General features: G+C 32.0%; 21 protein-coding genes. All 21 read right to left on the bottom strand.

The features are described 5' to 3' along the window. Positions 1–83 precede the first annotated feature (83 nt). The 21 genes from COJ96_RS10200 to COJ96_RS10105 all read right to left on the bottom strand — a co-directional run bounded on the left by COJ96_RS10200 (position 84) and on the right by COJ96_RS10105 (position 22,433). Positions 84–344: a hypothetical protein gene (locus COJ96_RS10200; RefSeq protein ID WP_098572837.1), complete on the bottom strand. Its 261-nt coding sequence runs from the start codon at positions 342–344 to the stop codon at positions 84–86. Positions 345–601: 257 nt separating this feature from the next. After that, the gene (locus COJ96_RS10195; protein ID WP_098572836.1) at positions 602–1,318 is read right to left on the bottom strand and encodes a metallophosphoesterase family protein; all 717 of its coding nucleotides are present in this window, start codon (positions 1,316–1,318) and stop codon (positions 602–604) included. Positions 1,319–1,760: 442 nt separating this feature from the next. Then, positions 1,761–4,409 carry a right-handed parallel beta-helix repeat-containing protein gene (locus tag COJ96_RS10190; protein WP_142332980.1) on the bottom strand — a complete coding sequence of 883 codons (2,649 nt, stop codon included), beginning with the start codon at positions 4,407–4,409 and terminating at the stop codon, positions 1,761–1,763. A gap of 133 nt (positions 4,410–4,542) precedes the next feature. After that, entirely contained in the window at positions 4,543–5,619 is a 1,077-nt protein-coding gene (locus COJ96_RS10185; RefSeq protein WP_098572834.1) for an acyltransferase family protein, read from the bottom strand. Between the two features lie 265 nt (positions 5,620–5,884). Next, entirely contained in the window at positions 5,885–7,429 is a 1,545-nt protein-coding gene (locus tag COJ96_RS10180) for a lipopolysaccharide biosynthesis protein (RefSeq protein WP_098572833.1), read from the bottom strand. Continuing rightward, positions 7,426–8,364 (bottom strand): glycosyltransferase family 2 protein, encoded by a 939-nt coding sequence (locus tag COJ96_RS10175; protein ID WP_098572832.1) that lies wholly within the window; start codon positions 8,362–8,364, stop codon positions 7,426–7,428. The genes COJ96_RS10180 and COJ96_RS10175 overlap by 4 nt, the downstream gene beginning before the upstream one ends. Positions 8,365–8,392: 28 nt before the next feature. Next, entirely contained in the window at positions 8,393–9,424 is a 1,032-nt protein-coding gene (locus COJ96_RS10170; protein ID WP_098572831.1) for a glycosyltransferase, read from the bottom strand. A gap of 187 nt (positions 9,425–9,611) precedes the next feature. Next, the gene (locus tag COJ96_RS10165) at positions 9,612–10,811 is read right to left on the bottom strand and encodes a glycosyltransferase (RefSeq protein ID WP_098572916.1); all 1,200 of its coding nucleotides are present in this window, start codon (positions 10,809–10,811) and stop codon (positions 9,612–9,614) included. An 18-nt stretch (positions 10,812–10,829) separates the two neighbouring features. Further along, positions 10,830–12,020: a glycosyltransferase gene (locus COJ96_RS10160; protein ID WP_098572830.1), complete on the bottom strand. Its 1,191-nt coding sequence runs from the start codon at positions 12,018–12,020 to the stop codon at positions 10,830–10,832. Positions 12,021–12,075: 55 nt separating this feature from the next. Next, entirely contained in the window at positions 12,076–12,498 is a 423-nt protein-coding gene (locus COJ96_RS10155; protein ID WP_098572829.1) for an FAD synthase family protein, read from the bottom strand. Next, entirely contained in the window at positions 12,479–13,657 is a 1,179-nt protein-coding gene (locus COJ96_RS10150; protein ID WP_257148478.1) for a CDP-glycerol glycerophosphotransferase family protein, read from the bottom strand. The genes COJ96_RS10155 and COJ96_RS10150 overlap by 20 nt, the downstream gene beginning before the upstream one ends. 71 nt (positions 13,658–13,728) lie before the next feature. Beyond that, positions 13,729–14,766 carry a glycosyltransferase family 2 protein gene (locus tag COJ96_RS10145; RefSeq protein ID WP_098572828.1) on the bottom strand — a complete coding sequence of 346 codons (1,038 nt, stop codon included), beginning with the start codon at positions 14,764–14,766 and terminating at the stop codon, positions 13,729–13,731. A gap of 84 nt (positions 14,767–14,850) precedes the next feature. Further along, positions 14,851–15,201 (bottom strand): helix-turn-helix domain-containing protein, encoded by a 351-nt coding sequence (locus COJ96_RS10140; RefSeq protein ID WP_098572827.1) that lies wholly within the window; start codon positions 15,199–15,201, stop codon positions 14,851–14,853. A gap of 38 nt (positions 15,202–15,239) precedes the next feature. Beyond that, positions 15,240–16,421 carry a DegT/DnrJ/EryC1/StrS family aminotransferase gene (locus tag COJ96_RS10135; RefSeq protein WP_098572826.1) on the bottom strand — a complete coding sequence of 394 codons (1,182 nt, stop codon included), beginning with the start codon at positions 16,419–16,421 and terminating at the stop codon, positions 15,240–15,242. Then, positions 16,422–17,072 (bottom strand): acetyltransferase, encoded by a 651-nt coding sequence (locus COJ96_RS10130; RefSeq protein ID WP_098572825.1) that lies wholly within the window; start codon positions 17,070–17,072, stop codon positions 16,422–16,424. It abuts the gene before it with no gap. Further along, positions 17,069–17,683 (bottom strand): sugar transferase, encoded by a 615-nt coding sequence (locus COJ96_RS10125; protein WP_098572824.1) that lies wholly within the window; start codon positions 17,681–17,683, stop codon positions 17,069–17,071. Before COJ96_RS10125 ends, COJ96_RS10130 begins: the two co-directional genes overlap by 4 nt. Positions 17,684–17,717: 34 nt before the next feature. After that, positions 17,718–17,861: a YwzD family small protein gene (locus tag COJ96_RS28560; RefSeq protein WP_180230046.1), complete on the bottom strand. Its 144-nt coding sequence runs from the start codon at positions 17,859–17,861 to the stop codon at positions 17,718–17,720. A 4-nt stretch (positions 17,862–17,865) separates the two neighbouring features. Further along, positions 17,866–18,942: a UDP-glucose 4-epimerase GalE gene (gene galE / locus COJ96_RS10120; protein WP_098572823.1), complete on the bottom strand. Its 1,077-nt coding sequence runs from the start codon at positions 18,940–18,942 to the stop codon at positions 17,866–17,868. A gap of 28 nt (positions 18,943–18,970) precedes the next feature. Beyond that, positions 18,971–20,170 (bottom strand): glycosyltransferase, encoded by a 1,200-nt coding sequence (locus tag COJ96_RS10115; RefSeq protein ID WP_098572822.1) that lies wholly within the window; start codon positions 20,168–20,170, stop codon positions 18,971–18,973. A gap of 3 nt (positions 20,171–20,173) precedes the next feature. Beyond that, positions 20,174–21,331: a glycosyltransferase family 1 protein gene (locus COJ96_RS10110; RefSeq protein ID WP_098572821.1), complete on the bottom strand. Its 1,158-nt coding sequence runs from the start codon at positions 21,329–21,331 to the stop codon at positions 20,174–20,176. A gap of 28 nt (positions 21,332–21,359) precedes the next feature. Next, positions 21,360–22,433 carry an EpsG family protein gene (locus tag COJ96_RS10105; protein ID WP_098572820.1) on the bottom strand — a complete coding sequence of 358 codons (1,074 nt, stop codon included), beginning with the start codon at positions 22,431–22,433 and terminating at the stop codon, positions 21,360–21,362. Positions 22,434–22,501: the final 68 nt, after the last annotated feature.

Here is a 22,501-nt window from a genome sequence, read left to right as displayed (position 1 = left end):
GCCTCCTACAAGGAAAAGTTGATATTTTTGGAAAGGGAAGTCAAGGAATAAATATCCCCATGTTCTTCCCTTCTCCACTGAAATTAAGGGTTAACATTTGGATTACATTGACCTACCCCGATATTGCCATTACCATTACCATTACCATTATTATTGCCATTGCCAGGGGTTCCTGCTCCACAAGGAATATCATTAGGGTTGCCTGGTGGGAAATTAATTCCACCATTCCCTTTACCAGGATGGTCGTGTTTTCCTTTACCAGGATTCCAGCTTTGAGCTGTTTCAAAACGTATAGGTTGATGGCTTAAGACGGTTGGTCTAGAATAGACTTTTTCTATAATCATTATTTCACCTCCTTAATGCACGATAATTGTTCATTATAAAGAACAAAAATGCTAAAAAAATCCCTTATCAGAAAGGTTAAAACATAAATAATATATATATAGTTCTGTCTAAAATTATAACTTAAAGGAAATTCTTATTAAAGAACAACCATTCGACAAAATTCTACTTATTATAAAAAGCCAGCATAAAATATAAATATAACATTAAAATTTTATGCTAGCCAATAATAAAAAGAGAAGGTATATGCCTCCTCAAGCTAAATACCAGCATTCCTTAACATTTTCTTCATTTGTTCTATGTTAGGATAATCTGACTCAGTAAATTGGTTAATTACTTTATTTACATCGTAATTCACTCGCACAATGGATGTTCGGAAACTTTCTTCATGAATTTCAAGTATTGCGTAAGACGATTTTGCTAAACCATCAAATGGCAAACCTACACTTCCAATATTAATTATACATTTACCATTAATGTACCTTATATACGGCTTATGAATGTGGGCGTATATGTATATATCTGCTTCGCTGTCCATCATTTTCTCAGCAATTACTTGATCACTTTCATTTGGGTTAACCACTTCAAATAAACTATTGGGCGTTGCGTGGTATGCATTAATTTTTATTTTCCCAAATTCCAGCTTTAATTCAGTGGGTAAATTCCTTAGGTAATCAATACTAGTCTTTTCTATTTGTGATAACGTCCAGTCTCGTTCTTTACTCATCATTTCAAGAGCACTGTCGGGGACCTCTCCTTCTTTAATCCCACGTACCACCCACTCATCAGCATTTCCTTTTATAACCTCAGTATTTAAAGATCTAACAAGATCCAAAGAACGCTGCGGTTCTGGTCCCCTAAAACATAGATCACCAAGAACAAAAATCTTTTTTACATTTCTTTGGTTAATATCTGCTAACACTCTATCGAGAGCGGTTGCATTGCCATGTATATCGGAAATAAATGCAATCCTCATATTAAAACTCCTCCCTTATTGAATCGAGAATTTTATTTTTACTATTTCTAATCCCTATTTTTTTGGAACTGAAATAAAATTCTTATCCTATATACTTAAAATAGACCTAATTTCCCCTTTTTAAATAATAAAGATTAAGTTAGGTTAGATTTTGTTAGCGGATAGTATGTTTCTATTAGATGCTAACCTTGATTTATTTATTAATTCAAATAAAAAGCACCCATTAAGGATGCTAAAAAAAGATTTATTGTTTATACCCGGTCTCTTTTCCATTATAGTACTTATCACCTTACTTCTAACTTCTTATAACTCATAGAAGCAATGTGTACGGTGGTTATAAATACTTACTATAAATTCAAATTTAATGCATTAAAGAATAAGATAAATCTTATTAGGTTCCGGATGGAGCATTTGATTATTGTTAGAAATATCAACTTGACTGTTAAAAAATTTGTCCATACTTTTTAAATACTGCACCTGCAGGACCTAATAATTTCCATATAATAATTAATCTCTTTGTCCAAATTACTGCCCCATCTGTAACACTAGCCATCCCACCCCAAACAGGTTCCGTTGCCCCAGAATTTCCGGGTGCAGTACATTCATAGTAATATGTCCCATCTGATGATGATGGTAGAATAATATCCCCTGCAGCATAACTCTTAGATTTCCAACCAGTCAAACCTTTCATGTCGCTAACTGTTGCATTCTCCGGGGCTGTCGGGAATGTTGGTGCAATTTTAGTAGATTTGCCACCAAGTCGATTTGTGCAATAATAGACATAGCCATTTACAGTTATTCTTTGATTCCAGGAATAATTGGTTGAAGCGCTCCAACTACTATAGGTATCTAAGAAACCTTCTTTAGCACATATCCAACCCATAAATCCAGAAGTTAACATATTTGTATTCTTGATTTGTTTTCCTAATTTGAAGAAACCCTTAGAAGGCACTGCTGTCGCCCAATCATACGGATCTATTGCACCATTAATAGTGTTTTTCGTGAAGTATTGCATTTGAGTTTGGTCAACTACATATGTTATGTTTTCCTCTAATGTATTATTTTTTACTATTATTTGGAATGCATCAGAGGTAATACTTGGTGCGTTAACTGCTTTCATGGCTAAATTCGATTTGAACCTATTTCCATCAAGTAAGAGAGCTCCCCCAGTTACATTGCTCCAGAATCCATCGATAATGCCTGAAGAAGTAGAGGTAGCATTAGGATACTCGAAATAGTTATTTATTAACTCAAATCTTCCTTTAGTCAATGCTGAGAAATAAAAGGCACTACTTGTCCCGCCTTTAAAGGTACAGTTGATATATCTTGCTAATTCATTATTAGAACCAGAGAAGTTAAAAAGATTATATGAATCCCATGTAAATGTACATCCTATAAATTCTACTTTTTTATAGGTTACCAAGTTACCAGTATTATTAAATCCACATCCAATATAAGTACCGCTTGGTATTTTAATTCCACCATTGTTGTTTGGTTTTTTAGTATTAAGGAACAATACATTACTGTATGTCCATCCTTGAGTAGCATTAGCATTACCATCGAATAATAAGCTAGTAGATGATAGATATCCTTCAAATGTACAGTTTGTCATAGTTTGCGGAAATGTTCCAGCACTAAATCCAGCACCTGAAATAGCGGTATTATAATCTGAATCAACAGTAAACCTACAATTAGAAACAGACACACAATATGCTTTTGGTCGATCAACATTTAGTGAAGCATTTGTAAAAATATTATTATCAACAATTGCTGGTTCGGTTGTACCATTACCTATACCGATTTTTGACCTGTGTATCTGATTATTACTTATTACACACTCACCATTTATTTGGGCACTTGTATCCTTAAAGTAGTTTCCTTCTATAAAGAGCTTTTTAACACCTGGGTACCCAGTAATTCCAATACCTCTTTCTATTTTATTATTTCTTACATGAAAGTTTTTACCTTTTACGAATATTAGTTGTAAACTACTATCATGTAAGAAGTTATCCTCAATCCATAGGTTTTGGTTTAATGCAAAATTATCCTCCACATCTAAGGCAGCTTGCGGTGCTGTACCACTTATATGGTGAATATCATTGTTTCTAATCCAGACAAATTTAGCACCTTGTATTGCGATACCTAATCTTCGTGTATGATGGATGTGGCACTTCTCTACAAATGTAAATTTAGGTAGTGTCATACACCTTAATGTCAGTCCGTTTCCTGAAGATGAAGGAACATTTGGTTGATGTAATACTATTTTCGCTCGGGTTGCTCCAGCAGGTAATGGAATTTCATCAAAGAAATCAATATTTGTCAAAGAAGAATTAAAAGTCCCATTTGCATTATAGAAAATAATATCAAATGGAAGTGTACCATCGATTTCGGAGCCGACAGACTGGTAACTAACATCTCCGTAGATACCAAAAGTCTTCCATTTAACTATTTGAGTATTAGTAAGGTCTAGGAATATATTAGAACGGATTTTAGTGGAATCTGCTTTTAGGCTCCCATCAGTAGTGCTTATTGAGCCTGATTCAAATGTGATAGCATAAGATTTTGTTGGTGTTGTAGTGGCATATACTAGCCCTTGGCTAGAAAATAAGGATACACCATCACCTGTTAAGTCTAAAAACTCTATATTATCAATTGTGGTAAATAGCGTATTAGTACCCTCACCTTTACTTGGGTCTGTTGTATTTGGAAATAAAATACCCATTCCACCCTCATGTGTTGGTAATTCACCAGGATTACTATAATCATGGTCATATCTGTCACCCTGTATTATCCCATTTGTAACCCTAGAGAATATCTGATTCTGCCTATAACAAATAACAGAATATTTAGGTAATCCATTATTTCGAATTCTTAATGTGGAGCCGTTTAAATTAAGAGTCATAAAATTCTTAGGTTGTATTGGAATGTTTTCGTCAATTAAATACGTTCCTTTAGGAAACATAAATTCAGAATATCCTCGTTGGGATGCCCATGTTAACGCATTATTTATACCGTTGGAATTAGCCGTAGACAATGTTTTATCATTAAAATCAGAAACTGTGTTGGAAACACTCCATACATCTAATTCCAAGATATATGCTCTTGTACTTATACTCAACTTATCGCCTCATTTTTTTATTTATTCACTCCCTTATATACATATTCGAAAACAAGTGTAAGTGCATAGTCTGAAATACTATGACAATGCCTTTTTTATAACGATATTATCCTATTACATTTTTATTATATTTGATAACTGAGACCTTTTTATCCATGAGTCGAATAATTGGTTTATTAATAAAATTTATTATGTAAGATGAAAACAAGCAAAGGATAATTAACCATGCAAGAATTAGGATTGGATATTTGGGACCGAATGTTAGTTTAGGAAAAATTGTCATATAAAAAAACATATGAGTAAACCAAAGATTAGTTGAATGATTTCCAAAAAAATCAAGTACCTTTTTAAACATTGCACTCTTATCAATCAGGTTAAAGAAGCAAATAAACGTTATACCTGTAATAGGTGCAATAATCATTGATTCAAAAAAGGCATGGATAATAACTAACAGGAAAATACCTAATAAACATATTACATTTTTCATAGCAATTCGATTAAACATTATATTAATCTTTGTATAAATCTTCTCTTTGGCAAAAATGGAGCCAATTATAAAAGGTAACTGGGAAGTACCAAGCAGTACAATTGAATTCACAAACATACTAATTTCTGTGCTATCACCAAAATCGAGAACATGATTTATACGCTGGATATATGAAATTAAATAGATAAATCCTGAAACCAATAATATTAGAATAGAATTATATTTCTTAATTACTATAAATAGCAGAGGTGCTATAAGCACTAGAATGATATATGTCTGTAAAAACCACCATGCACCATTATAGGAACTTGATAATACGAAAAAGTTGAGAAGAAATTTAGTAAGGGTTCCTGGGAAAATTTCTGCATTCCCTAATAAAAAACCAATCATCACAAAAACTACCAGTACTATCCAATAGTTAATAAGTAATTTAAGAATCCTTTCGAAACTCCTCTTTAGAATTGATCCTTTTTCCCTATCAATACTTACATATAAGCCATATCCACTTGCAAAGCAAAACATAGGAACACATGCATCGCCAAACAAAGCAATATAGTAAATCATAGGGACTCCATTTACGACTGGGAAGGTCTCATACAATCCATTAACTTCCTTCCTGCAAAAAAGATGAAGGAGCAGCATAAATATTATGGCCACTCCTTTTGTTATTTTCATATCGTTTTTTGTAAACTCCATTTGATTTACTCCTTTAATATTTAGGGAGCTTTTTTTCTTATTTTAGGAAAGAAATAAAACTCAAATTTTTGGAAATTGAACTGTAACCCATTAATATGGACAGTTTAAAAAATAGCAAATGCTGCTAACAGATGATCTCGGTATTGCACGAGGGTACTGAAAAACATTCTATTTTTATAATTTATGTTATTCTCAAAAAATAGGCAACTTCTTGTATAATTTATGCAAGAAGTTGCCTATTTTCATTTCCTACTCTTTCCAGCTATTAACCTACAGATTTTAACTTTCTTTTAATTAAAGGAACTAAACCATTTATTATAGTATTTTTTATTAATTGGAATTCTTTACTTCCATAAAAAATTAATGAGTAAATAAGGTTCGGCACTATTAAACAAATAATGCCATTTGCAACTAATGACATAAAGCTGTTACCAACCACAAAAAAATGAGATATAATTGTAGTAACATAGCAAGTCATAAGTGTTAAAACAGCATATAAGCCGTATTTAACAAAATAACATGAAACCGATTTTTTAAATAAATTCTTATAAACAATTGTTGGCTGAGTCCAAAACACAGTAAAAATGGTACTTATTGTAGTTCCTATAAATATTCCTGCAAGGCCAAAAATCTTCACTAAAATAAGCGATGAAACTAGGTTTATTCCCCCTTCTATTAAGGGAAAGTATTTATCTTGTACAAATAAACCCGCTTTATTTTTAAATGTTGATATTGCGGTTCTCATTCCATCTAAATAGAAATTTATTAATATAATAATAAAAGTAATTTTATCTAAAAGGTACCCATTACCAAGCCACCAATATAGAAATGGCTCCAATAAGTTATATAAAAAAATAACGCAAACGGAAATTATCCAAAAGTTAATCAAATAGGTTATATTAAATACCGAGTAGTTTTTTTCACTATTTTCAGTAGCAATTAAATTACCCACACTTGCCCCAATACCACTCAAGATAGGTTTAGCTAACCCGGATAACTGTTGCATTATCATTGTATAATTTGAATAAAGTCCTACTGTTGCTACACTTATAAAGGAAGATATTAAAATGTTATCAGTTCCAAAAACTAAATAGCCACCTATATTATGTAATAACATGGCCTTTACATTTGTTATTAAATTTTCCTTTGTATTTTTATCAATTGGGTATTTTTCTTTTGTTTTAATATATGGATATCTTTTTTCAACAATTTTACTATTGTATTTGATTTGGATTGCATACAATATAAACTCAATCAATAAGTATAGAATAAAATTCCTCGTTAATATTAGAACCACTATCTTTGCTATAGTAGTTAAAACTTGAAATATTAATTCTACTTTAGCTATTACGTATCCTTTTTGATCAGCATTGATTAATGACCATTTATGAGCATTTAAATAAGAAAGCATATTTTTTGCTACAAATAAAAAATAAATTAATGTAATATTTGATACTGTACTACCATCTTTCATTAAGATATCTAAAAAGGGATATAAGATCAGGCTTAATAAAAAAATAATTATTGCTAATACTCCGTATGCTTTTTTATATAACTGAACTAATGAAATTATTTTATTTCTATCGTTTTCTGCAAGTGGTTTGTATAAATTATAAACAATACTTGTCCCTATACCACTTTCAACTAACGCCATCATAGACAATACATTCGTTAATAATCCATTAACTCCTAAATAATCTATACCGAGACTGTCTAAAAATATTTTTCTTGAAAGAAACCCCAATATAGCAATAATTATTTGAGAAGCAATGCCTATAAATATATTTCTTAATGAATTTTTTGTTCTCATACTAAATTTTCCTTTAACTTTCTTAAAAGTGTTGCTCCTTCTTTTTTTATTACATATTCCAAATGTTTAACCAGAAATACTATTATTTCTTTGGTTTTCAAGCCTCCTATTTTGTTAAACTCATTTATAATAAATTTTGAATTTTTTAATAAGAAAGTAGTTGGATAATCATAAAGTATATTTTTATAATACTCTTTAAAATATTGAACTCCTTTTTCAAATTCAACATTAAATTCGTAATATAAATTTTCTTTATTAAGGTATTCTTTTACACTTGTGTATGCCCATAAATTGTCTAAAATTTTTGCATCTCTGCTGCTTGTCGTTGAACCATTTCTTTTCAAGTAATTATAAGATGCTTTACTTATAATAGTTGCCTTCTTGCATTTTATATATAATTTTGGTATTAGTTCCAAATCTTCATAATATTTACCTTCTGGGAAGAGAAAATTATTATTCAAAAATAGTTCTCTTTTAAAAAGTTTATTACACGGGTAAGCCCTCTTTAATATCTCACCAAGACTAATCTCGTAGGGAATATACTTATTTAAATAGTTCCCATCCTCATCTACTTCTCTAACACCGATTACAGAAAAATCTGAATGTTCAGTTTCACAAGAATAATATAGAGAACTATACATATCTGGATTTATCCAATCATCACTATCAACAAATCCAATATACTCTCCCTGGGAAATTTTAAGTCCTTTATTTCTTGCAACTGCTTGACCTTGGTTATTTTGATGAATTACTTTTACCCTTTTATCGATGTTTGCATATTTATCACAAATAGAACCACTTTTATCATTAGATCCATCATTAATAATTATCAATTCAAAGTTCCTAAACGTTTGATTTAATATAGAAGTTATACACTTGTCTAAATATTTTTCAACATTGTATACCGGTACGATAATTGAAATTTTAGGATCCATCTTCTCACTCCAACCTAAAATAGGGGTCTTATATTTTTATATTATATTTTTTTATTCTTACTAACTTTTTCATACTAAGAAAACATTTGATAATTATTACAAGTATTCTTGCTTTTAATCCCAATATATTATTATCATAGTTTTTAATTGCAATTATAAAATCTCTTTCAAGTGTAAATTGGATAAATTTCTGAAACTTATTGATTATTTTTATGTCTGATTTTAGAACACTTATTATTTGATTCAAATAATCACTGACTGTCTTGCCATTTTCAATTTTTAAACATTTTGTATAAACTTCCTCTTTTACCTTTATACTTTTAAGTACATTTAGTATTTCATTTCTTGCACGTAAATGAGACTCAAAGGCACCTGTTTTTTTATTCATTAAACTCTCAGGATTAATTCTTCTGTACCTGTAGAAAGGCTCATTTATTCCGCAAATTTTATTAGCATTGGAAAGTGCTATTAAATTAAAACAAAGGTCTTCTGCAATTTTAATCCCTTCATTTATTAATATATTATTTTCAATAATAAAGCTTCTTTTATATAATTTATTACACATACTAGCAAAACCCAATATCTTATTTTCTAATAATAATGCTTCTAAATCTTCTTTAATTTGCTTGCCTTTTATTATTGATTTACTTCCTAGTGGTGAAATTAATTTAAGTGTTTCATTAGAAAAATGATTTATCTCAAAGTAGCCACATGCAATAATATCAGCTTCCTGTTCTAACCCTAATGCATACATTTTTTCGTACATATTTGATTCTATCGTATCGTCACTGTCCACAAAGGCTAGATAATCACCTTTTGCAACATTTATCCCTAAATTTCTGGCAGAACTTGGACCACCATTTTGTCTATGAATTACCTGTACCCTTTTATCCCTCCGACCATATTCTTCACAAATTTCCCCGCAATTATCTGGAGACCCATCATTTATAAGTATGAGTTCAAAGTCTGTAAATGTTTGTGAAAGTATAGAATCAATGCACTCTCGAATATATAACTCCACTTTATATACTGGAACAATAATACTAATTTTTAGATTCACAAGTAAAGTTCCTTTCTTGATTAATCAGTATTTATGTTTTTTTACGTGTCATAATTTAGACTTACATCTATAGAAACATTTTTTAGGAAAGTGTTAAGAAGTCCTTTTATATAATTAAATATAGCAGGACCCATAGTAATACTAGGGTAAGATGAAAGTTTCCAAATTACATTATATATTTTGGATTTTAGTTATTACTATTAACAATATCTAAAAACTTCTCAATTTCCTTAGTTGGAGAAATAATTTCATACCTCGAATCTTTTATTATATTTTCCCTTAATTTTTTATCATCAAGCAGTTTTTTTACAGAATTGTACATTTCTATTTCATCAAATTTAATTATTAAACCTGTCTTATTGTTCGTAATTTGTTCATTAGCTCCAGTAAAATTAGTACTAATAATGGGTTTATTTAAATACTTTGCTTCAGATAATGTAATACAGTAACCTTCATGGCGTGAGGGTTGAACATATATATTACATTGCTGCATGAAAGGATATGGATTAGTATTCGCTCCTAATAATATGAAGTCATTCACAATATTATTTTTATTAATTAAATCTTCATATTCTTTCCGTGCACCTCCATCCCCTATACAATACCATCGAACGTTATATCCACTATTTTTCAATTTTGCTAGGACTGGGATAGTTAAATCCTGTCCCTTCTCTTTGGTTAGCCGTCCTACAGTGAGTATTCTAACTCCTTTGAATTTGTCCTCAAATCCAATTCCTTCCTTAGCCATTTTATCGATTGCATTTGGTGAAATTAAATTAAAGAACGTATCTGTTTTTTCCTTAAGAAAAGGTAATTTAGATACTAACTTATCCTTTCCTTGGTTGGAAACAACAAAAATTCGATCAAATTTTTTATATATTTTAGCGGCAAACCTTTCATTAAACCCTATTTTATTCACGTCAAAATGTATCCACTGAACTTTCTTTTTAGCCTTTATCTTGTTTATAACAAAAAAGCTTATGAAGTCCATTGGGCCGGCATAAGCTACTGCAAGATCATATTCAATTTCATTTCCTTGATATCCTTTTAAAAGATACTTAAAAAATAAGCTTCTTTCCTTCAATATTTTGGAAAGTAGGAAGAATAATAACATACTCATTGACTTTATCACTTTACCCGACTTAAGAAAGTTTACAGCGGTTAAGTGAGGGGGCTGATTTAAAATATATTTTATATCCTTGTATCCGGTTAAATATTCAATATGGACATGACTTGGTATTGAATTTAAAAAGCCACCGTATTTCTCTAGCATTAATACTGTAATATCGTATTCTTCTTTTGGAATCTCATTTATCATGTTGAGCAACGCTTTTTCAGTTCCACCCACATTCATGTTAATAAGCATAAATAATATTTTTTTCTTCATATTATTACTCGCTTTCACTTAACTTATTAAGTTATAAAATTTTTCTACTTCCTCAATATTTCCTTTTTTTTCGACGCGTAAGTAATCAACGATACTTTCCCTTAATTCTATTTCATTTATCATTTTAAGTATCCCATCATAAACTGCTTTTGAACTCATATCTACGACTAGACCATTTTTCCCTTCTATCATTTGACTGTAAACGGCGTCAAACCTTGTAGTTACAACTGGAACATTTAGCATCCGCGCTTCTGCAATAGCAATTCCAAAACCCTCAAATCTCGATGTTTGTACATATATATCAGCATTTTTAATATATGGGTATGGATTGGACTTAACCCCCAACAATACAAAATGGTCTGATAAATTATTTTCTATTATTTTTTCCTCTATTTCTTTTATTAATGGTCCCTTTCCTAAAGCATACCATCTAAATTTAATACCTTTTTCTTTAAGCTTTTTGCAAGCCTCAAGTGCTAGATCATATCCTTTTTGATGAGCTAATCTACCAATGGTTAGAATCCTGATTCCATCAAAATTGTCCTTATAGCCTTGCCCAAAATCAGCCATCTTGATAATAAATTCAGGGTTGTTAATATCATAAATAACCTCAACCTTTTTGGAATATGCAGGGAAAGTCTCCAGAAATATCTCTTTAGTAGTATCGGAAACAGCTACTATTTTATTGTATTCATCATAATATTTTTTTTGAAAATCTTTTTCTACTTTATCTAACCTATAACTTACATTCACCCATGCGAACTTTTTCTTAGCTCTTACTTTTTCTGCTACATAGAATGTAGGGATACCTTGGGCATAACTAATGGCAAAATCATATTCTTTAGAATTTTTTTCAATCACATTCGAAACACTTTGCCAAAATACTCGTGCCTTTTGTGCGTTGCTATATTTTTTCTTACGTATTCCTATGGAATATTTCATCCTGGAAGATAACATTTTAAAGTCAACACCCTTTATTGAATCTTTTATTGCCTTCTTTATGTCTAAGGCTGCAAATTCTGTATACTTTAATGGCTTTAAAATCTTCACTTCTGTAGGGAGCAATTCCTCAAGTTCACCACCGTGTCCAAACAGCATTAAGTCTACGGAGTGTTTGGTATAATCTAAAAGCGATAAAAGTGTTACCAGACTTTTTTCTGCCCCTGCACAATCCAATGAATCTATTACAAATAATAGTTGTTTTTTCATTAAGTATTTATCACCTCACTCTTTTTCTAATATTATTTATTAAGGGCTTTAGTTCTTATAAAGTTATTTTTTGTTTAACAAGGGTAGATGAAACACCCTGGGTATAAGGAAAATAAATAATATCTGCCCCAACCATATTGAATTTCTTTTCAACCTCATTAAATAGTGCGTTTCCCTTCCAGTCGTCACCTACAAACATTACGTCAAATTGTAGTAGTTCCCAAGCTAAGAATTTATCCCTATTGGTCTGAGGAACAACCTCGTTAACATATTTTATACCCTCGACAATCTCCATTCTTTCATTATGCGGAATAACTGGCAGCTTATTTTTATATTTCATTACCAATTCATCTGTACTAACCCCAACAATTAAATATTCACATTGTTCTTTTGCTCGTTTTAATATATTGAGATGCCCTACATGAAATAAATCAAATACTCCAGTTGTATAGCCAACTTTATATTGCTTTTCTTTCATAACTATTCCTCCTATTCACGTTAAAGCAAACCTCTTCTATATGCTTAAGTAGGAGCTCACTTGCCACTCCCTTTTCAAATGATCCTACTTGCATAAAAAATTCTGATAAGTTTTGACTGTACATTTCATTATCAAAGTATTCTATTTTATCCAGTAACTCTTTTGTGCTCTCGGCACTAATAAAAGGTAATTCCTTAACATCAAAATATAAATTTCTATCCTTTTTTATATATTCAACTAGATCAGGTATATACAAGAAACAAGGTCTTTGAGTAATAGAAAAGTCAAACATAAGTGATGAATAATCTGTTATTAAAACGTCTGCAATACTTAATAGTTCTTGAATATCATCATAAGAAGATACATCAATAACATTTTCACCAAAACTTAGCTCACTTGACTTAGAAATTAAGTGCGGATGTAATTTGACTAAAAAGGTCCACTCCCCACCAAATTTATGTTCAAACCGTTCAGTAAGGTTTGAGTAGTCCAAGTTGTAGATTTCTAAATGATTATTGTCTTTCCTAAATGTCGGTGCATATAGAACGACCTTTCGATTTTCCTCAATCTTTAAATCATGGAGAACTTTTATTCTTAAATATGTATTATCTTTGAACAGTAAATCATTTCTAGGTGTACCAACTTCAAGGATTTCACCATCATACCAAAATGACTTTTTGAAGATTTTCGAACTAAATTCACATCCAGATAATAATAAATCACATTTAGCAGAATCCTTTTTAGACATTCGAATATAGTTTTGTGGCAGAGCTTCTTCCGCATCTTTTTCTATTTGTTTTAAACGCAGAGAGCTATGCCAGGTTTGAATATAATATTGATTTTTCCTCTTAACATATAAATCTGTCGTTCTAAAATTTGTAATTACAACTTTTGATGTGCATAGTTCATAAAAATACCTAAGTGTCATGATCTTTACCTTTCGAAAACTGTTTAAATGTGCTTTCCCAGTAAGATCATTGAAAGCCCACACCACATCAAATGTTTCCTTAGGATAATTTTTATGGATATATTCTGAAATATATTTAGGGCTACATCCATATTGGCTTCCATAGTAACTAAATAGAAATATTTTATTTTTCTTAATAGGTAGACAGTTGAATAAATAAATCATGATTAGTGCTAAATACTTTTTTATCAAAGTCTAATCCCCTCTTTGAAGGAAATAAAAAAAGCACCCCCCAATTTATAGGAGTTGCCTTACTTATATTCTTATATTCTCTTAATATCCATTCTTTGTAACCCACTAGGCTGAGGAATCACTTTTATCCTCCTTAACAACCTTTTGATAACAAGAAAAAATACATTCACATATGGGTGAATCCTAAACAATACCAATTGTTTTTTTAAATCTTTATCATTGTCCACAGCTTTCATAAAGTTAGTAAAGTTATCCTTTATATAAAGATGTATTTCCTTTCTATACAATCCTCGTTTATCTTTCCCTCTATTTATTAGAAGAATGTTATAGTGAATTAAATTTGTTTTTAAAAGCATCTTAAAAGACTCATCAATTAGATTCCCATAATACTTTTCAATAAAAATGTGCCTTTCTTTTAAACCTTTAATTATATCTAAATTCCTAGTGGAATATGTTGCTACAATACTATCATCCCTTTGGAGGTAAAAATAATAGGGTTTATTTAAACAAACGAAGGTTTGCACTCTTTGCATAACTTGATGGGCCCAAAATACATCTTCAAATAAAACACCTTTTTTAAAAGGAATGTCTTTAATTAGCTTGGTTTTGTAAAGTTTGCCCCAGGCAAAGTTTTTGACCATATTGTTTCTTACAAGTTCATACATTAATGATTTATTATCCAATACAACCGGAGAAGCCTGCTGGTTATATACTCCATTATCAAATAACAGGTGATCATGATAGGCATAATAAAACGCTGATTGCACTACCTCCGCCTGATAATCAACACTTACTCGAACCAGCTCTTCAATCATTTTCCTATCTAGCCAATCATCACTGTCAACAAAAAGAGTATATTCTCCTGTTACATACTGAATGCCATAATTCCTTGCATCAGATAATCCTCCATTTTCCTTATGGAAAACTTTGACCCGATTATCAGATATCGCATAGTCTTCAGCAATTGTTCCACAATGATCAGGGGATCCATCATTCACAAGAATAATCTCTAAATTTGTATATGTTTGTTCCAAAATGCTTTCTACACATCTTGAAAGATATTGCTCAACCATATATATCGGAACAACTACACTTACTTTTTGATTCAATTTGCATCCGCCTACCTTCATAATATTAAATGATAAGGAAATGGTGAAGTCGGCCAGATCCAGATAACTTAAATTAAAAAAAACTTATTTTTTTGCATCCATATTTTGATTCTGCCACTTAATAAATTCAATTAGTTGTTTAAAATCTTTAATTTGACTTTTTTCTATTCCCGATTTTTTAAATTCATTTGCTAAATCGATCCACTCGTTATCTAGTAGTTGATTTTCCTCTTTTATTGAATCTGTATTTATTAATAACTTTAGATCAACATCCAAAACACGTGCTATCTTTCTAATGACTTGGATTGAGGGATTCTGGTTTAAGTTACGCTCAATATTACTTAGGTAGGACTTTGAAATACCAGCACGTTCTGCAAGCTCTGATAATGTAAGTCCTTTCTTCATTCGAATTTCATATATATTTCTTCCTATCATTCTCATACCCCGTTTTTATCTTCTATTATTTTTTGAGATTAAATACATCTCCTTCTTTCATTCCCTTTTAATACCGTATCTTTAATACAATTAATTATTCTCATTTGGTCATCTTCAGTCATATTTGAGCCCGAGGGTAAACATATTCCATTATTAAAAAGTTTCTCAGAGATATTCTCGCTTTCGCCATGTGGATAATATTTAACTCCTTGGAAAATAGGTTGCAAATGAAGCGGCTTCCAAACAGGTCGAGCCTCAATATTCTCTTCGGTTAAGGCTTCTAATAATTCCCTAACAGAAACACCTGCTTCTTCTTCATTTATTGTGAGAGCTGTCAGCCAACGATTTGATAAAGTATTTTCTAGTTCGGGCATAAAGTTAAAACCTGGATGATGAGCTAATTCTTGAAAATATCGTTTAAAAACATCTCTTCTTGCTTTTATTCGTTCATTTAAAACCCCTAATTGAGCCCTTCCCACACCTGCTAAGATATTACTCATCCGGTAATTAAATCCAATATTGCTGTGTTGATAATGCGGAGCTGGATCCCGGGCTTGAGTGGCCAGAAAGCGAGCCTTTTTTAATGCTTCTATATTGTTCGAAATAAGCATCCCGCCACCTGAAGTTGTGATAATCTTGTTACCATTAAATGAATAAATACCAAACTGTCCAAATGTTCCACTTGGTTTTCCTTTATATGTAGAACCAAGGGACTCCGCGGCATCTTCAATTATTGGTACATTATAACAATTGCATATGGAAGATATCTCATCCATTTTTGCACTTTGGCCATACAAGTTCACAACGATAATTGCTTTTGGTAGTTTACCTTCAATTGAAGCATCTTTAAATGCCCTTTCTAAAGCATCCGGAGACATATTCCAGGTTTCTGGCTCGGAGTCAATAAATACTGGAACTGCGCCCTGATAAATTATTGGATTTGCACTAGCAATAAAGGTGAGGCTGGAACAAAAAACTTTGTCACCCTTTTTCACATCTAATAAAGAAAGAGCCAAATGAATCGCTGCAGTTCCTGAACTAACAGCAACAGCTTCATTGGATCCTACATATTCGGATATTTCTTTTTCAAATTCATCAACATTGGGTCCAAGTGGGGCAATCCAGTTGGTTTCAAATGCTTCCTTTATATACTGTAGCTCGTTACCACTCATATGTGGTGACGAAAGAAAAATTTTCTTTTTTTGTGCTGTATCTATCAATTAGTTCACCTCCACACCCATTTGATTAACTTTTTTTACTTTTGCAGGTATACCAACAGCAGTACAATGAGCTGGAATATCCATGATCACTGTTGCACCCGCACCAATAATGGCCCAGTCACCAATCTTAACGTTCGGGATAATTGTGGCCCCCGCTCCAATATAACCACCTTCACCTATTTGGACAGTTCCTGTTACTGTGGTTCCTGGGCAAACATGGGAAAAATCACCTATATTACAATCGTGCTCAATCACTGTGCCCGTGTTTATAATAGAATGAACACCAATTCTTGTATCAGCATTTATTACAGCATGAGGCATGACAACTGTCCCATTGTCTATCATCGCACTAGGGCTAATCACCGCAGACTCATGAATCACAGTTACATAATTCTCATCAGAAAGATTTAATCTTTGAACAATCGATTGGCGAATTTTATTATCTCCAATAGCTATGACAAACTTTATGTCACCAAAGTTATCCACCAATCTTTTAGCTGATGAAATAGGACCAAAATAAATATTTTCATTTAGGCTTACATTGTTGTATTTATCATCTAAAAATCCGACAATTTGATTTTCTTGATAAGATAAAATCATATCTTCGATTACTTTACTATGACCTCCACGACCAACTACTACAATTTTCATCCATGACCCCCTCCAATAGTAGAACCTGACCCTTTAAAGCTTTCCATAGTCGCTTTTCCTGGTTGGTTTATTCCTTCAGTAGCTGCTACTTTGAATACGGTTAAAAATAGGATTTTCATATCAAGTAAGAATGAACGATTATTTACATACCAGACATCTAACTCAAATTTCGCTTCCCACGAAATTGCATTCCGTCCATTTACTTGTGCCCAACCAGTTATGCCAGGTCTAACATTGTGCCTTTTTGATTGCTCCTTTGTATATAACGGAAGATACTCCATTAAGAGTGGCCTGGGCCCAACTAAACTAATATCCCCCTTAATCACATTAATTAACTGAGGGTATTCATCTAAACTATATTTTCTTAGAAACTGACCAAAGGGAGTCAGCCTTTCATAGTCTGGTAACAATTGTCCTTTATGATCTTTTTCATTTGTCATTGATCTAAGTTTATAAAGGTAAAAAGGTTTTCCAAATAATCCAGGACGTTGCTGTCTGAATGTGATTGGAGATCCTAACTTTAACTTTACCAACAAAGCAATAATGAGAAAGATGGGGGAGAAACCTATTAACAAAACCAATGAAACTGTGAAATCAAACAATCGCTTCAATACTAGCCATCCCCTACAAATTCTAAGTTTACATTTAATTTTTTTCTGAAATTATTTGTTGTTTAATTTCTTCTATTATTTCTTTGACTCTAATCTTTTCATTTTCCTGAGCCATAGTAATTGTATTAAATAATAGTTGCTGGAATTTCTGCTGAGTTAATAATTTAGATCCTTCCATTTGTCTACCTCACACGAATAAAAAAATCACCACTATTTATTAAGTGGTGATCTTCTTCATCTTCAATTCTAGTTTCATATCCGTTGGGGTTTTTCATCTGCCATTTCCATGAATCCGCACACATTTCTTCAATTCCCCTCACAGCCACCCATCCAAGCTCTTGCTTTGCTTTTAAAGAGTCAGCATAACAAACTGCTGCATCACCTGGCCTTGCTTCTACAATCTTATAAGGTATCTTTTTCTTAGATGCCCTTTCAAACGATTCTACCATTTCTAAAACGCTATAGCCTTTACCAGTTCCTAAATTATACGAATCAATACCCGTTGATTTTGAAATCTTCTCAAGTGCTCTCAAGTGCCCCACAGCTAAGTCTACCACGTGAATATAGTCCCGTACACCCGTACCATCTTTGGTTTGATATTGATTCCCAAAGACATTTAGTTCCTTTAGTTTCCCTACAGCAACTTGTGTTATATAAGGCATCAGGTTATTAGGAATACCACTGGGATCTTCCCCAATAAGTCCACTTTTATGGGCACCGATTGGATTAAAGTATCTTAATAGTGCAATGCTCCAATCACTATCAGAAATATATAGATCATGTAAGATTTCTTCAATCATTAACTTCGTTCGGCCGTATGGGTTCAATGCACTTAAAGGAAAATCCTCCGAAATTGGAAATCTTTCTGGCATTCCATAAACAGTAGCAGAGGAACTGAATACTAATTTCTTAACATTATGTCGCTTCATTGCTTCACAGAGAACAACCGTCCCTGTAATGTTATTATGATAATAATAAAGTGGAATACTGACCGATTCACCAACCGCTTTTAGGCCAGCAAAGTGGATGACTGCTTCGATCTCATTTTCCTCGAAAACTTGATTTACTTTCTCTTTATCCAGCAAATCAATATAATAATTTTTAAACTTTTTATCGGTAATTTCACTTATTCTGTTCAGGGATTCTGGATTACTATTAATAAAATTATCCAAAACAATTATTTCATAGCCATCATTCAATAATTCAACACAAGTATGGCTGCCGATATAACCTGCTCCACCTGTAATAAGTATTGCCATTTTTATTGGAACCTCCTTTTTTTTAATTCTAACCTATTAGGTTATATAATTTTTCAATTTCGCTTTCGTTTCCATAATCCTTTGAAAGAACATTTGATATAAGTTTATTTCGGAGGTTGTCATCACTTATTAAACTTTCGATTCCCTTTACAATGCCAGTAACATCTTGTGAGGTAATTAATGCATCTATTCCATCAATTGCTTGGCTTTTAGCTGTTGGGAAATTCGTGATAACAACTGGCTTCCCTAGTATTTGGGCTTCTCTAATTGTCACCGCCTTTCCTTCATACCGTGACGGCTGTACATAGATATCACATGCTTTAATGTATGGATATGGATTTGTCTTTTTACCTAGCAGAAAAAACCTATTTGACAAGTCTAATTGATTGATAAGTTCCCTCAAGTCATTTTCGAGAGGGCCATATCCAACCAAATACCATTCAATATCGTAACCAGCATTTAATAATTCTTTACATGCTTTTATTGCATGATCCAACCCTTTTGCATGTGTAAGGCGACCAACAGTTAGAAGAATGGTTTTTCCTGGAATCTTTTTCATTTCTTCTGGTTGAATTTCGTCTGCTTGTTTCCTAATAAATATAGGGGACAAAATATTTTCAATAACCATTGTTTTTTGCTTTTGGGCTGGAAATAGTTCTAGGAATGTATTTGAACATTCTTCCGAGACAGCAACAATATTGTCCAGTTTATTCCACATCTTTGTTTCGAGTTTCTGGTTCAAATGAATATTTGAATAATCGGTATGTATCCATCCAATCCTCTTTTTTGCTTTTACCTTTTCGGCTACAAAATGATGTGGCCATAGAAAACCTATGGCCACATCATATTCTTTTTTTAATTTTGGAAGGTAGGGATTAGCCATTTCCCAACCATATTGAATAACAAGGTAGCCTGGCTCATCAATATTTTTCATTTTCCCATGTAAGGAACCAATATATTTTGCCATGATTCTCGAAATAGCAACTGGATAATGACCTTCTTTTGCTATTTGAGCGATTGGCATTCTGAAGGTTGTATACAGTGGAAGTTCTGGTAATAACTCAGGACCAGATGGTAAGAATGGGAGGAAATCTCCTTCATGTTTAAATAACATTAAGTCCACTTCGTATTGGTTATAATCAATATGATTTAGCAATCCAATAAGACTTCTTTCTACTCCACCTATAGCCAAGTCAAACGAAGAAATCAATATTTTCCTTTTTGTCATTTTTCAATCCCTCACCATTTCGACCGCATTCATTTCATATATATTCAGCCAGTCTTGGATGTTATTTTGAATGTTATAACCCTTACTTACTACCTTATTAATAATCATTTTGTTATCTGGTCTTTTTATTAATAGTCCTTTATTAATTGCCTCACACCAAACCTCAATACTTTGATCAAGATTGATAAATGAAACTAAACCTAATCCCATATCTACTCTATTTGGAATTGCATCTGAAAGAACACAAGGTGTCCCAGAGCTTTGAGCCTCAAGGGCAACAATTCCAAATCCCTCAAATTTCGAAGGGAATAAAAATAAATCAAATGCGTTCATTAAATTTGGAATATCAGATCTAACTCCCAAAAACCTAATATTATCGATAATTCCAAGCCTTTTAGATTCATCCTCAATCTGTTGTTTTAGGGGCCCGTCTCCAACTAATAACATTACAAACCGAGAATCTTTTTCCAACAAACTTTTGAGAACTTTCAAGATAAATAATTGATTTTTTGATTCAGAGAACGTCCCAACATGGCCAATGGTAATCACTTCTTCTGGTAATTGAAGCTCCTCAAGTAGGATTTTTCTGAAGGTTCTATCTACGTTAGCAAATTTCTTAACGTCAATCCCGTTTTTAAGGACTTTAACCTTTCCTTTTTTCAAAACATGTTTACCAAACAAAAATATGGCGGCTTCTTCACTGCAGCTGCAGTAACTTGTCGCTGAAATTTTTATAATGGTTTTAAACACTCTCAAGATAACTCTTTCCTTCAGCCTTTCCCCTTTTTGCCAGTTAGTACTATGAGAATGGCAAATCCTTTGCTTAATTCCTACTAGTTTTGCTGCCATTGTTGGAAAACCACTCTGAAAATCTGTATGGGAATGAACAGCTTGGTATGGATAGAAATGCATGACCCTTACCAATTCTTTTAAATAACGTATAGGGCCAAGCTGACCGAGACTTAATATTCTGTATATTTTTCCACCCATTTCCAAGATTTCATCCTCATAGTCACCTTTTTCAGAACCATGGACAATAAAGTCAAACTGAATCTGAGATCTGTCAACATTCCTGTAGACATTCATAATAAGTGTTTCAGCTCCACCGCGATCCATTGAACTAACTATATGTAAGATTCTCTTTTTTCCAGGCTGCCTCATTTGAAATTTACACTTCCCCTTTAAAACCTTACAGGCTTAAATAGTTACTTTTATAAATGATATTTAAACTAATGACACTTTCATAATAGTAAAATAGAAAATAGGATACTAGTAACCCATAATAGACAAATCTTTGGTCTTTCTCTCGAAAGAGTTTTACAATCCAAGAAACTAAAATTAATTGATATAAGTTAAAATAGATTGAAAATCTTGCAAATATCCAATTTTGAGTAGAAATAATCATAAATACCAATCCAATTAGCGCCATGTTTACAATATAATCACTCTCAGGAAATATTAACCTTAACTTTTCCCGGCCAAAATAAGCAATGATTAGTGGTGCAGCATATACTACGACCCTGATAACATTTGCTCCTCCTTCTTGAAAGTTTTGATAATGACCGTATTGCGTATCTTCAATTGTCGAAAACAGTATAGAGGAAAATTGGTCAAAACCCAGAACTATTAAAATTGCAAAGAACAAAAGGATAAATGTAGCTTTTGACCAGGCTTTATATCTCACAAAAAAATAAATAGGTATTAAGACAAGTGCACTTTCATGTAGAGTTGCTGCAAATAGGACAACTAAAATATATTTAAACCAATTCCCTTCAATCAAAAACTTAGTTGCAGTAAAGATAACCGCGGCTGTCATGACTTGCCTAAGTCCATTCATTGAAACTAGATATAAACCACCTGTTATATAGACATAAATACTGAGTTCAAACATTCTGGAATATTTTAGAAAAATAAATAAAATAAGAGCATTTGTAATTACAGCAGCCGTAAAAATTAATATTTGTGGATCTTCAGAGTAGTTTTTTAAAATCTTTTGTAACAGCCAAAAACCTACATTTTCCTGTTTGCTAATTTGATTCCAACTAAAGTCATTTACCTCATATGCATGTTTGTAAAAGTAAGTATCTCCAATATTTGATCGAAGTCCTGCAACAAATATTAAAGACATTAAAGCCAAAAGACTAAATATTATATTTGGCCTATTAAAAGGCAATGATATAGATATATGGCCTGGAGTAGAGAAGTACCTAGCAAAAAGAGAAAAAATAAAAACAAAAACAAGATTAATCCATAGAATCGTCATTTTCTATTTCCTTTCAAAGGAGCCTTTTAGAATCACAAATAAAACAAAAACTGCTTAGATCATTTTTG

This window comes from Bacillus sp. AFS073361 (assembly GCF_002567005.1).
Classification (GTDB): Bacteria; Bacillota; Bacilli; order Bacillales; family Cytobacillaceae; genus Neobacillus.
Note: the sequence above shows the minus strand (reverse complement) of the source record. Positions and strands in the feature narration are given on the sequence as shown.